Below are 13,927 nucleotides of genomic sequence, written 5' to 3'. Positions count from 1 at the left end.
TTTTCTCCCTTCACATCTTTGATAAGATCATAAAGATTTAATCTTAAAACGCCCGTGAATTTGCTGTGCAGATTCACGGGCGTTTTGATTTTTCTTTTTTAAATTCGGATTGCCTGAGCCTCTGTCCATTGGGTAATGGTCTGGTCGGGTGAATACTGATACAGATTGACGGTTTCAATGGCCGAATCGGCTTTAGGTGGTGTGATCACCACAAAGGTTCGGGTGGGATAGCCCTGGGCATTGTCAATCCAGGTTCCGCTGTTGGCGTAAATGGTTTTTTGATTGTCGCGGTTGCTCATAGCAATGACATCCGCCACATGGGTATGACCAAAAACAACAATCCGTTTGGAAGCATCCACATCAAAAAACTGCGTTTGCGCCTGATAATCGGTAAAAGCCGGAACTGCCGCCCGGGTGATCGCTTCGCTGACGGGAATTTTAACCGTTACGCCATTGATGGTTTGCCGTTCCTCCCAGGTATCCTGGATGTTATGATAAAGCACTGCGCTAATCGCCCCTGTTTCTTTATCTTGTTGGGGAATACAGTCATTAATGGAATAATTTTCGGTGAATCCGTCAATATTGGTTTTTAAAACCTTGTCATCAAAGCTCTCCTTGACTGGCAACACCGACAAAATCGCTTTCCAGGTTTGATAATATAAATAGGCGTTAAATTGACTGGGGTCTTCTTTGTTGGGAATCATTTCCGGGAAGACATTATCTGACTGAGGGTGACCCTCAATCACACAGGTCGTGGCGATACGGGTAAAGAAATAACCCGGTGGTAAAATAGTGGTATCATCGTTTGTGATCGCCCGGTTTGAAATCGGATCGGGGGTACAGAAAAAATTATACTTATGGCCATGCTCGATGACAATTTCTGAATTGGGACCGGTGACATAGCTGCCCAGCCCCTGCAGTTCTGCTCGGGCCTGGCTGATGCCGGGAAAAATCCGGGCCACATCGGCAGCGGTGAGCAATAAATCATGGTTCCCGGGAACATAGGTCACCTTGATTTCCCCGGCTTCGATGATGGCATTAAAGCCGTCAACGATGGCCTGGTTGTTGGCCGCCACCTGATCAAAGAAGGCGGCTTTTTCATCCGGCATCTGATAATCCATAGGCAAAAACCATTCGTCCAGTAAGTCACCGCCAATGACCAGTTCTTTGACATTAGGCGAATTTTTGACCTGGCTCAGGAAATCCACCAGCGCCTGTTTGTTTTTTTCCAGCTCGGCAAAGGCTGAATCAACGCCTAAATGAAAGTCACTGGCGATAATAATTTGGGTACGTTCGTTGCTTAACTCCGGGTTGCCGGATAAATCAAAATCAATATTGGTGGCAAAATAGCCGACATAATCACAACCCAGAGATGCTTTGGTCTTTGCACCCAAGCTGCTTTTTATCACCAGTTGATAGGCTTCTCCCTGGGCAAACCGGGTGATATCCTGATTATTGATGCGGATCGATTTGGGATCATTGAGATCGATTTTCACCGCACATGCTTCTTCGACCGGATTCCCGGTGCCATCGAGGCGATACAGCTTCACCGCATCAGCGATGGTGCCCGGATCCAGCTCATCGCTGAATTTAAGCAAAATGGTCTGAACCTTATCATTTACCGGTGGGTTATTCAGCTCATCGGACATTAATACATTAGACTCGATGGTCATCTCTTTTGAGCCATCCTGAATTGATGTATAGGCGCCCAGAATAGAACTGGCAATCTTTAAACAGGCCAGGCTAAAATATTTAGTGGGTTTCATTAATCACAACTCCTCGATAATATATTTGGGATTTGATTTTTGACGGTCGGATCATTGATATGCGTTTTTAGAAAAATTGTCAGAACTAACCCAAGGGCTCACCGACTGTCGCTTGTTATTTCCCCATTATTTTTGCTTTCGCTTCTGCGCCTCTGTCATAATATTCTTCAGCGTCAGCAACAGCGGATTGTTTTGACTATTACTGAGGGCATCCTTGGAATAGGTCAATCCGGTCATGGAATTGGCTTCACAGATGTAATAGGTGTCGTTTTCGCCAAACAGAAAATCGATACTGCCAAAGTAGATATCCAGCACTGCGGCAGCTTGTTCGGCAATTTCGATAACTTCAGATGGTGGCGTAATAAATTGCAGATCGCCGCCCTGGGAAAGGTTGGATTTAAAATTGTCGCCATTGTCCCGGATATAAGCAGTTGAGAATTTCCCGCCGCTTAACATAATCCGCATATCCCGGCCTTTCGAGGCAGCGATACACTCCTGAATCAGGATATGGTCATCAAAATTCATGGCGGCATAAATATCCAGGATATTCTCCAGTTCTTTTTCGGTTTTAATCTGAACCACGCCTTTGCCCTTGCTACCATGCATCACCTTGACCACGCAAGGCAGTCCCAGCTCACTGGCAATAAAGGACGGCTTTGTTTTCGGGGTCATCAGCACCGTTTTAGGGAATAAAAAGCCTTGATTGGCGGCTCCCAGTTTTTGAAAGGTCAACAGCTTATCGGCGGTGTTGTTCAAGCTTTCGGAACTGTTGACACAAAGCACATCCAACGATTCCAGCATTTTAACAACGGCCTTGCTGTGATAGTTATTTCCTCCGAAAAAGGCTGACAGCGAAAAGTCTGGCACCTCCACCGCTTCACCACCGATAAAACAATGCTGACTGTCCCCCGGTTCGCACATCACCTGAACCTCACTGACATCCACGGTTCGGATGTTGACGCCCATCTTTTCAATCAGCGCAATAATCGTCTGGATCGACGGTTCTGCCAGGGTTTCATGATTAACTAATAGCCAGCCTAGCATGTTTTGCCACCTTCTCTCAATCGTTTTTTCCAGAGCGGTTCCGGTCGGTCTTTGACCTGTTTCATTAAATCCGCAAACATCACTTTGATGTCAAAAGCCACTCCCGGCATCGCATTGGCTTCACATAAATAGAAGGTATCATTTTCACCGAAGAGAAAATCGACGCTGCCCATATTGATTTTAAGTAGCTGGGCGACCTTTTCGGCGGCCTCAATTACCGCTGCTGGTGGGGTATATTCGACGATATGGCCACCCTTGGCAAGATTGGATCGAAAACTCTTTTCATTCTGACGGATAAATGATTTGACAAACTTCCCGTTGGCCAGAATCATCCGCAGATCCCGACCGGAGGATGCTTTGATGCATTCCTGAATAATAATTTCATCGCCGATTTGGCTGGCGGTACTCATGCTGATCAGGTTATCCAGTTCTTTTTCATTGTTGACCAGCACTACCCCCTTGCCTTTACTGCCATGCATAACCTTCATCACCACCGGATAGTTAAACAGTTTACTGACAAAGGATGCTTCGGTGTACTCGGTGACGAGCAGGGTTTTAGGAAAGCAGACCGCTTCAATGGACTCGGCCACCAACTGAAAGGTCAGCAACTTGTCATCAACATTTTTGATGGCATCATACGAATTGATGCAGAGCACGCCCAGTGATTCCAGCATTCGCAACGCTGCCGAAGTATGGTAGTTTTTTTCCGTAAAGAAGGCCGCCACCACATAATCCGGCACCTCCATGATTTCGTCACCGACATAAAGTTTTCCGTCAAATTCATGGTCACAGACCACATGGATCTGCAGTGGATCAACCACCATCAGATCGACATGGAGCTCTTCCACCACCTTCATAATTTTCACAATCGAAGGATCTTCCATTTTGCCGGGATTTCTTAATAACCAACCTTTCATTTTAACCTCCTGAATTTTATCTGTTTGAAATTTAATTATCTGATGCACTTAAATATAAATTGGCGTATAAACCACCCAGCTTCATCAGTTCGGCGTGACTGCCGACCTCTTTAATGTCGCCTTCTTTCATAAAAATAATCTTATCGGCATTTTTGATGGTAAAGAGCCGATGGGCAATAATAAAGGTGGTTCGTCCTTTCATCATCGCTTCCATGGCCTGGGTGATCAGTATTTCGGTTCGGGTATCCACCGATGAGGTTGCCTCATCCAGTATTAATACCTTGGGATCGGCAATAATCGTTCGGGCAATAGCCAGAAGCTGACATTCCCCCTCGGACAGGGTGGTAAAATCGCCACCGATCCGGGTCTCATAGCCCAGGGGCAGTTTTTTGATAAATTCGTCGCACTGGGCTTTTTTGGCCGCTGCGATAACATCTTCCCGGGTTGCCCCGCTTTTGCCATAAGCAATATTTTCTTCGATGGTGCCATCAAAAAGCCAGGTATCCTGGAGCACCATGCCAAAAGCAGATCTCAAGTTATGTCGGGTCAGCTCTTTGACATTCAAGCCTTCTAAAAGAATGCTGCCGTGATTGATTTCATAAAAACGCATCAGCAGATTGACCAGGGTAGTCTTGCCCGCACCACTGGGTCCAACCACCGCCAGGATTTCTCCCGGTTCGGCTTTTAACGACACATCATGAAATAAGGTTCGTTCGGGAATATAGCCAAACTCAACGTTATTAAATTCAATACTGCCTTTGGCCTTGGTAACATCCAGAACTTCGGTGCCGACATCTGCTTGTTCCTCTTCCCGATCCAGGAATTCAAAGATTCGTTCAGCTGCTGCCGCACCAGACTGGATAAAGTTCAAGTTATTGGAAATCAGGGCGGTGGGGCTGGCAATATTATTGGCATAGATCAGAAATGCCTGAATCCCCCCGATAGTCAGGGTACCGGTAATGACAAAAATCCCCCCCACCACACAGATGCCAATATAGGCCAGGTTATTGATCAGCTTCATCAGCGGTGCACTGAGTCCCGAATAAAACCGCGAACTCAGATACGATTTAAAGAACCGCTGGTTAATATCATCAAATTTTCGGGCTGATTTTGCTTCGTGATTAAACGACTTAATAATTAAATGGCCGTCATAAACTTCTTCAATCAGTCCATTTAAGGCCCCCAATTCCTGCTGCTGTCTTCGGAACAGCACCTGGGTTTTTTTGGTAATCAGCTTCATCACAAAATAAGACAGCGGAATGGCAATAAAGAAGATCAGGCTCAATGACACATTTAACACCAGCATCATCACAATGATCCCGATAATACTGGTTGCCTGAACCAGTATCTGGGTCAGATTGCTTTGCAGCGCTCCAGAAAGGGTTGTGGCATCATTGGTGACTCGGGAAAGCAGATCCCCCCGTTCACTCTGATCCAACACATTCAGCGTCAGTTTATTCAGTTTTTCCTGAATATCGGCCCGCAGTCGTTTGATCGCCAGTTGCGACAGATAAGTCGTGCGCATGGTGGCGTAATAGGCAAACCCGGCACTTAAGATATAAAGCGCGGCCAGGATAATCAGTTGCTGCCCAATATAGGAAAAATTAATATCCGTATTTTTAGCAATACTGTCGGCAATGCTATCGGTCACATCCTTGGTCACAACCGGTGCAAAAATCGCAAAGATGGTACTGGCAATCAAAGCCAGCGCCACAAAAAAGATAACATGTTTTTTATCCTTTAAATAATGACTCAGCCGCTTACCGATGGCACCAAAGCTGTATTTTCTTTTTTTTGCTTTCACAGTGATTCCTCCTTCCCATCGCTATAGGATTGGGATTTCAGAATTTCCTGATAAACCAGACAATCGCGGATCAGGTCATCATGTTTACCCTGGCCGACAATGGCACCATTGTCGAGCACCAGAATGCGGTCGGCATGTTTAATAGTGCTGATCCGTTGGGCGACAATTAACACCGTTTTATCACCAAATTTTTCGCGAACGGCTTTTCGAACCAGCGAGTCTGTTTTAAAATCCAACGCCGAAAAGCAATCGTCAAAGATCGTGATTGGCGCTTTTTTGACGGCCGCTCGAGCGATCGAAAGACGCTGCCGCTGACCCCCGGAAAGATCCTTACCGCCCTGAGAAATGGTGCTGGCCAGTTGCCCTTCCCGTTCATTGACAAAGTCAAGTGCCTGGGCAATCGCCAGGGCTTCAGTCACTTCTGCTTCAGTCGCCTGATCCTTCCCGACCCGGATATTTTCCAGCACCGTGCCACTGAATAACACTGATTCCTGAGGAACATAGGCGATGATATTTCTTAAATCATGCTGGGTACAATCCCGGATATCGATGCCGTCAATTACAATATTCCCAGCGCTGACCTCGTAAAGTCGTAAAATCAGATTGACCAGAGTTGTTTTCCCAGAGCCGGTGGCACCGACAATGGCGGTGATTTTTCCCGGCTCAGCGACAAAATTTAAACGCTCCAGAACATTAATTTCAGCGCCAGTATAACCAAAGCTGACATCTTTAAATTCGATTCGTCCGGTAATGTTTTCCAGCGCAGCGGGATTTTCCTTATCCTGAATCGAGAATTCACAATCCAGCACCTCTTTAACCCGGGCGGCCGAAACCGCCGCCTGGGGATAGGCCATTAATAAGGCCGAAACCAGACCCAGAGCCGACATAAACATTAATACATATTGGATAAATACCATCAGACCGCCGAGACTAACGATTTGCTGCTGAACTTCATCCGCCCCTAACCACAGAATAATCACCATCGTCAGATTCATCATCAACTGCATCAACGGCGCAAAAAAAGCTACTGCATAGTTTGCTTTGACGGCGGCATTCATACCTTCCTGATTGGCCTGACCAAATTTCTCGGTTTCATAATCCTGACGGTTAAAAGCCCGAATCGCCCGCACCCCGGTGAGTTTTTCTTTCATCAGCAGGTTCAATCGATCCACTTTTTGCTGCATGATCTTAAATAAGGGCATGCTTCTGGCGGTGGTCAAACCGATGATAATCGTTGTAATCAGAAAAGATCCCAGGAGTAGTAGCGTCAGGGTAACGTTTTCCCGAAAAGCCATTACCAGCGCACCAACTCCCGTGATCGGAACCAGCAACAGTGACCGTAAGCCGTTGATCACAACAATCTGCATCTGGGTCGCATCGTTTGTAGATCGGGTCAGCAGGGTGGCTGCCCCAAAACGATTAAAATCGGTCTGGGAAAAATCTTTCACCTTGTCAAATACATCGGCCCGAATCCGGCTGGTAAAGGACGCCGTCACATAAGCTGAATAATAACTGGACGCCACCATACAGACCGCTGCCACCAGCGAAACCCCCAGCATCATTGCGCCGCTTTTCAGAATATAGGGGGTATCCCCCTGGGCGACTCCATTTTCAATAATATCCCCCATCATCGTCGGCAGATAAAGCTGGGCCGCCGCCTGACTGAGGACAAATACAAATACCAGAATCATCTGGAGCCGGTAATCTTTTAAATACCGTAACAGTAAACTGACCATCGGCTACTCCTTATCCACTAAGGCAAAGAAAAAGTTTTCTTTGACTAGCGTGTCAATCACCCGGACCGGTTTTAGCTGATTAGCGGAAATTCCCCGCATAATCATCAGATCACGATAGAGGGCATAGGTTTCTTCCTGAACAAAGGAAATCTCCGAGGGACTCAAGACACCGCTTTTTACTTTAGACCCAATCGAAGGATTAGCCGTCCCCAACTTTTCTTCCATAATTTGGCGATAATCATCGTACCGTTCCTTGGCTAAAGGTTTTTCTAATTCAATAAAGATAACATAACGGCCCGGCGATACCGCCACATCGGCATAAACCGAATAATCCACCAGTTCGCAATCGGTGGCCTTGGCAAATTCCTTGACCGCCCAGGAAATACATTCTTCAGTCGTCTTTTCGCCGGCAATGCTGACCATCTGATTGAGCCGGTAGACAAATTTGATCTTGGGACAGTTTTTATACCAACCCACCACTCGCACCACATCTTTGATCCGATAGCGGTAAAAACCAGAGGTGTTGGTTAACACAATTTCATAATCCTTGCCGGTTTCCAGCTGTTCCATGGTCAGAGTTTCTTCCGAGTCTTCCTGATCAGCGGGAATAAACTCATAAAAGGCCGAGTCCGGAATCAGCACGAATTCCTGGGCTTCCATTTCATTACAGATCGCCATGATCGACTCAGATGCTGCATAAATACTGAAATAAATGGGAACATCCCCCAGATAATGGCGCATTTTATCAGTATATACCGAAAATCCCCCACTGCCGATAGCGTGAACAAACGCCAGCTCCGGCCAGATTCTGGGAATGATTGGAGTATCAAAGCCTTTTTCAAATTCTTTTCGTAGTTCCGCCGCCCGTTTGGGGTTCGGCTTAATCTGAGTCAGCAACTGGGCCTTCACATCATCGGGTATTTTGATATCGGGATGAATGGTGCCTTTTTCGATATCATCGAAGAGCAGTTCCCAGTTCATTTCCATATATTTCATCAAGTCGGAAATACCGGTCATAAAGGCCGACACAATATAGGACAGATTTCGATCCATCAGCGCAAAGCGAAGGTGCGCATACTTGGTATCCATTATTTCGGTCGGAAAAACAATTTCCTTGGGTGAAGTGAACATCAGAAACAAAAGGTTTTTGATACTGTAAACACCCCGCCCGGATATAGACCCAGCAAACAAACCATTGGGCAGCGTTTCAAATTTGACTTCCATCAGATTCAGGCCGCGACCCCGTTTCCACTTTTTCCCCAGGGCCCGGGCAATGATGGCAAAACTGAACTGGGTGGCATATTCCCGATAAAGCTTAACAGTTTGCTCGGAAACCGGGATCTTCTTGGGATTATCGACGCTTCCCGAGGTCAGCGCATAATGAACAATGGGATCCTTGGTCAGCAGATCCGTTTCGCCAGCTATCATCCGTTCGATATAGGGGGCATAGTCATCATATATCGAAAAGGGAACCTTTTTTTTATAGTCTTCAATCGTGGTAATCTCGTCAAAATGGTAGCGTTTTCCGTATTCGGTATCGGCATTTTTTTTCAGCATGTCCAGCATCAGTTGTTTGTTGATTTCCGGGGCATTTTCGGTTAAGTAATCAAAATTTTCAATTTTTTTGTAGCCCTTCTTAATATTAAGGGAATAGACCATTTGGGGAATTATTTTTATCATTTTTCGCCTTCCTTTGCCCATTGAATAATGTTGCTTTTCTCCGGGTATTCTTTTATTATGATCGGGAGCTTGGTCTGATTGACATTTTTCCCGGGCATAATGGCTCGGGTAAACAGCGAGTCCCGGTAGCCGTCCTTCATCACCAGTACCTCCGGCGCTGCCAATATATTGTCGTTGCGTAATTTTCGATAATCGGAATTATCGGCCATCAAACTTTTGTCCAGGGCAGCTCTGAACAACTCACCGTCAAGTGTCTCTGAGCAGGGTTCCAGTATAAATACCAGTTTTCGCTGATTGGCATCCAATAGAATCTGAAAAAAGCGAATTTCCTGATTTTGTTGGGCGGACACCGATAAAATCGATCCCTCGATTTCATAGATCATTAATTTCAGATTTTCGATGTCAAGGCGTTCGGATTCTTTACACACAAAAACAACCCTGGCAATCTGATTATTGATATCTGCGACATAGACAATATCCTTCATATTATAGCGATACAGCCCGGAATAGGAGGTGATAATCAGCTCGTAATAGCCACCTTTTTTCAATTCATGAGCCAGTACGGTTTCATTGTTTTCTGTTCCGACCGGCAAAAACTCAAAAAAATAACCAAAAAGAGCGAGTAATCCGGCCGGATCCTGGGCTTTATCTGGTATATTGAACTTTCCTTCACTGGCCCCGTAGCCCCATTCTAAAAACTTCACGGTCGGGGGTAAACACTTTTGGACATCGGCGACTATTTTTGCCGCACTGGAAGACATCCAACAGGACACAACCGAAAACTCTGGCCAGATTCCCGCCACATCCAGGCTTTTGTTATTCGCCAGAATTGTTTTTAATTCTTCGGCCCGATCCGGGTTTGGCGATAATTTTGAAACAAGTCTTTGTCTCAGGTCTTCATCCAAACTAATTTTTGGTGATATTTGACCAGCTCTGATATCTTCCAGCAAATCGACGGCAGCAGCATTCATTTTTTTCAGCAAGATATTAAAGTGGGCGATATTACTGCAGACTACCCCAACCAGATTTTTTTCTTCCAGCGCATAGCGGATCGTCAAATAATCGGTTGCCTCGTTGCTCAGTTCTTTAGCCATCATCATTTCTGGCGGCAGCACCATTTTTTTTTGCATCTCGATTGGCATATCTTTGGCCGCCTGACCAGACGCCGAGCCAATCGGGATACCGCCCTCAGTCTTTCCATATTCTGAGGGATTGGCAATCGCCAGCACCTTTTTCCCCGGAGCCATGACTTCCGGAGCCAGCATTAACAGCAGGATCGCCCGAATCTGGGAAATCAGTCCCTTGACCAGTTCGCCGTTTTTACTTTCCGGCAGGAGCTTGGGAACCCCGGTGGAACCGCTGGTAGCAATAAAACTGGCGGCGGAACCGTTAAAAAAAATATCTGCTGCCCCGGCTTTTAGTCGGTCAATTTCGGCTTTCACCTGGGAATAGTCCGAAAAAGGCACCTTCTTTCTGAACGCATCAACCGTTTCTATCTCAGCAAAACCATACTTCTTCCCAAACTCGGTATTTTTAGCGGATTTTAAAATATCCTGAAGCACACACAGTTGTGTGACCTCAGGAGTATTTTCTATTAAATAGAAGCTTTTGATTAATTTTTCATTGGGCATGTCCTTTAATAATTCGGGAATGCTCTTGCCTTCATTACCAGCAAAGATGTCACTGGAAATATCTTCCGGGATTCTATCTTTTTCCATTTTATCACCCTTATTCGATGGTTAAAATATCTGAAAACCCGGTCATATCAAATACTTCCTGGATCTCCGGTTTAACATTTTTAATCACCAGACTACCACTCAGTGCTTTGGATTTCTTTTGAATCAGGAGTAACACGCGCAATCCGGCACTGCTGACAAAATCCAGCTGATCAAAATCCAGGATCATGTTAAATCCTTCTTTACTGTAATATGCTTCCATTTCTTTTTGAAATTCGGGAGAGGTATTGGTGTCCATTCGACCTTCTAGTTCAACCACAAATCTTTCGCCGTCTTGTTTTACTTCAATTTTCATTTTAATACCCTTTCTTTCTTTCGGAATAAAAAACGTGATCGTTAATTTTCATTTTGATCTGCAAAAATCCAGGAACACGCTGATTTTTCCGCCGAGATAACAAAAATAAGCCAGCCACATCATCGTCATAACCATGCATCGCTACTCTTATTGTCATTTTTTCTATGGATTAAGATTTCTTACTTTGAATTTTAATTGATCATACCACAATAATTTGCCATGTGCAATTGTAAAAGCGTTCAAAATGTAAACTTGTATTTATAACCAAAGTTACTAGCTGATCAGAAGTCACTTTGGCTATTCTTTATAGTAGGAAGACGAACCGTGACCCTATCGACTTCAATAGGCGCATGAATATTTTCGATGTTTACTTTTCTTTTTATTTACAAGTCAAATTTTCTTTTACATCTTCGTTACAATCTATTTACATTAAGAATAATTTATGTTAGAATTACTACACTTAGAACAAATCTGAGCACTAATGATCACGATTAAAAAATTATATAAACAAAAAGGGAAGGAATGTCATGAAAAAGAACTCTATTATTTCTATTATTATTATCCTACTTATCCTCCTTACTGCCATTTTGTTTGTTCGCGGCTGTAGCCAAGAAGGAAGCGAAATGAAAACTTATACCGTGGCGGGTACCTACACCGAAACAGCAACCTATCAAAGTGGGGAGATTCAGGTTTCCGGTGTCAATATCGAGAATGCTACCTTTACGGGTACCCTGACCGTTGTTGATGCGATTGTCGATGGGGATATTCGGTTGACCAACTCCGCTGTCCAAGGGGACTTGCTGATCAAAGGAGGCGGTACCGTTTATCTGGACGGCGGTGCCTACCAGAACATCATCCTTGAGAAACAGGGGGTGAAAATTGTTTTACTTGGCGAAGCAACGGTTGAAACCCTCACCGCCAGAGCAGCGGCCAACATCGTTGTTGACAATCAAAGTAAGATTAAAACGCTGAATGTTGAAAAAACCGCCAGCCGGACTGCCGTCACGACCCAGGAAAATGGCACCATTGAAAACATCCAATCCCGGGGAATTAGCGACATCGTCCTGAACACACCGGCCAAATTGGTTGGCTTTGGTACCAATGCCGGCGGCTCAACCCTGATGACCAATGCCGTCGTTGATAAAATTGTGGCTGAATCAAAGGTCGCTCTGACGCTTAACGCCAATGTCGGAACCGTCCTGTTAACCGCTACTGGCGAAGGGACCAGCATCGTCCTCGGCAACAATGCTGTGATCGCATCCCTGGCCACTGAAACCCGGGTCGAAATTACCGGAGAAGGCAGCGTCACCAGCGCTACCACCAACGATGTCTTGAACATTACCGGTACCATTATCCCGGAAGTAGTTTATATTACTACCAAACCGGTTGTCAGTGATCCTAATGGTGGATTAATGGTCTCAACCAATACCAGCCGCCCCACTGAAGTCACTGCTGGGGGCAGCAGCTCCTGGTATTCAGATTCCAGCAGTTCTGGTACCTTTATTAATTCAAAATACGATGCGCCACCCCTTAATCCAGTGACTCCGGTTGATCCGCCATCACCGCCATCGCCGCCAACCCCACCAAGCCCTCCGATTAATATTGCGGTGGAAGCGATTCAGGTGACCCCGGTTGAAGCGGATGTCATTATGGGCAATACCTTAAAACTTAACACGGTTATTTTCCCGGCCAATGCCACCAATCAAACGATTATCTGGGAATCTTCCAATAATAATGTTGCCACCGTCACCAATGGGGTGGTCACACCCGTCGCTAATGGCGAAACCACCATCACCGCCCGAACTCAGGATGGTAATAAAACCGATACCAGCAAAATTACTGTCAAAACAAATATCGCCGCCGTAACCATGATCAATACCATCGACGCCATCAATAATGGCATTGCCGAAACCATTGCCTACGACAGTAACTATACCTTGCCAGTTGTGGTGATTGTTCAGGGTCATGGCAGCGAAATCTTACCTTGTTCGGTAACTTGGACACCGAATACCGTGGACACGAAAAAAGTCGGTGAAACAACCTATACCGGCACCCTGGTAATGCCGGCTGGTTATGTCAACCTGAATAATGTCCAGGCAACGATTGCCTTAACCGTCCAGGCGCAACCGCTAATTAGCACCAGTTCCGAGCTGTCATCCCAGCGAATCTATTTAAATGAAGATCCCGCTGCCGTTTTTGTGGAGGCCACGGTGACTGAAGATAAGAGCTTATCTTATCAATGGTCTTCCCGAATCGGCGATGTTGAAACCCCAATGCCAGAGGTAACCGGCGCTATTTATGACCCGCCGGTATCGACAACCCCAGGCACTGTATATTATACCTGCGTAATTACATCAGAAAATGCTGAGCCCGTGACCGTCCTATCCGGCATTGTTGTGACCAGCGCCGAACCGGCTGTTTTACCGGAATCGGCAGCTCCCGTTGATGCTACTGATAAAACCAGTCCCACTGAGCCCGTCACGCCAACCGGAGTATCGGAAATGCCAACGATCAATGAGCAGCCGACCAGCATTTCACAACTGAGTGGTGTCGCTTTGGCAACGAGTTTAGCTCAGGCCACCCGGACTGCCCAGGCCGCTCTTGGCACACCTAAATCGGATGCTGCCATCGCTTCCTTTTCGGTGAATGCCAGCGTTAGTGACGGCGGCGAACTGACCTACCAGTGGTTCGCCAGCGCCGATGCCGTCAATGCTGATGGCAAACCGATTGATGGTGCCACCGCTAAAACCTTTGCGGCGGATGCTTCCGGTCCGGCTGCTACCACCTACTACTATGTCGAAATAACCAACACCAAAGCGGACTGCCTGCCAGTAACCGCTGTCAGTCTTCCTGTTTCACTCACCGTCGTATAACCAATTAAGAAAAATAAAAAAAGAAGTGATCATCATTATTTAGATGATCACTTCTTTAAATTTAGGAACAAGTAGT

General features: G+C 45.9%; 9 protein-coding genes. 1 reads left to right on the top strand and 8 read right to left on the bottom strand.

The genetic code is table 11. From position 1 onward, the window contains the following. Window positions 1-98: 98 nt before the first annotated feature. The 8 genes from Q7J41_RS02475 to Q7J41_RS02440 all read right to left on the bottom strand — a co-directional run bounded on the left by Q7J41_RS02475 (window position 99) and on the right by Q7J41_RS02440 (window position 10,978). Window positions 99-1,766: a metallophosphoesterase gene (locus tag Q7J41_RS02475; RefSeq protein WP_304884908.1), complete on the bottom strand. Its 1,668-nt coding sequence runs from the start codon at window positions 1,764-1,766 to the stop codon at window positions 99-101. 126 nt (window positions 1,767-1,892) lie between these two features. Continuing rightward, the gene (locus Q7J41_RS02470; RefSeq protein WP_304884906.1) at window positions 1,893-2,810 is read right to left on the bottom strand and encodes a RimK family alpha-L-glutamate ligase; all 918 of its coding nucleotides are present in this window, start codon (window positions 2,808-2,810) and stop codon (window positions 1,893-1,895) included. Next, window positions 2,804-3,727 (bottom strand): RimK family alpha-L-glutamate ligase, encoded by a 924-nt coding sequence (locus Q7J41_RS02465; RefSeq protein ID WP_304884905.1) that lies wholly within the window; start codon window positions 3,725-3,727, stop codon window positions 2,804-2,806. Before Q7J41_RS02465 ends, Q7J41_RS02470 begins: the two co-directional genes overlap by 7 nt. 31 nt (window positions 3,728-3,758) lie before the next feature. Continuing rightward, a complete protein-coding gene (locus Q7J41_RS02460; RefSeq protein ID WP_304884903.1) occupies window positions 3,759-5,531 on the bottom strand; it encodes an ABC transporter ATP-binding protein in 1,773 nt (590 codons plus the stop codon). Further along, the gene (locus Q7J41_RS02455) at window positions 5,528-7,267 is read right to left on the bottom strand and encodes an ABC transporter ATP-binding protein (RefSeq protein WP_304884901.1); all 1,740 of its coding nucleotides are present in this window, start codon (window positions 7,265-7,267) and stop codon (window positions 5,528-5,530) included. The genes Q7J41_RS02460 and Q7J41_RS02455 overlap by 4 nt, the downstream gene beginning before the upstream one ends. A gap of 3 nt (window positions 7,268-7,270) precedes the next feature. Next, the gene (locus Q7J41_RS02450) at window positions 7,271-8,947 is read right to left on the bottom strand and encodes a GH3 auxin-responsive promoter family protein (RefSeq protein WP_304884899.1); all 1,677 of its coding nucleotides are present in this window, start codon (window positions 8,945-8,947) and stop codon (window positions 7,271-7,273) included. After that, window positions 8,944-10,665 carry a GH3 auxin-responsive promoter family protein gene (locus tag Q7J41_RS02445; protein WP_304884897.1) on the bottom strand — a complete coding sequence of 574 codons (1,722 nt, stop codon included), beginning with the start codon at window positions 10,663-10,665 and terminating at the stop codon, window positions 8,944-8,946. The genes Q7J41_RS02450 and Q7J41_RS02445 overlap by 4 nt, the downstream gene beginning before the upstream one ends. A 10-nt stretch (window positions 10,666-10,675) precedes the next feature. Next, a complete protein-coding gene (locus Q7J41_RS02440; protein ID WP_304884895.1) occupies window positions 10,676-10,978 on the bottom strand; it encodes an STAS domain-containing protein in 303 nt (100 codons plus the stop codon). 623 nt (window positions 10,979-11,601) lie between these two features. Between Q7J41_RS02440 and Q7J41_RS02435 the strand changes: the two genes are divergently transcribed. Next, on the top strand, window positions 11,602-13,851 hold the full coding sequence (locus Q7J41_RS02435; protein WP_304884893.1) for an Ig-like domain-containing protein: 2,250 nt from the start codon (window positions 11,602-11,604) through the stop codon (window positions 13,849-13,851). Window positions 13,852-13,927: the final 76 nt, after the last annotated feature.

The sequence above is a fragment of the Acetobacterium sp. genome (assembly GCF_030652775.1).
Classification (GTDB): domain Bacteria; phylum Bacillota; class Clostridia; order Eubacteriales; family Eubacteriaceae; genus Acetobacterium.
Note: the sequence above shows the minus strand (reverse complement) of the source record. Positions and strands in the feature narration are given on the sequence as shown.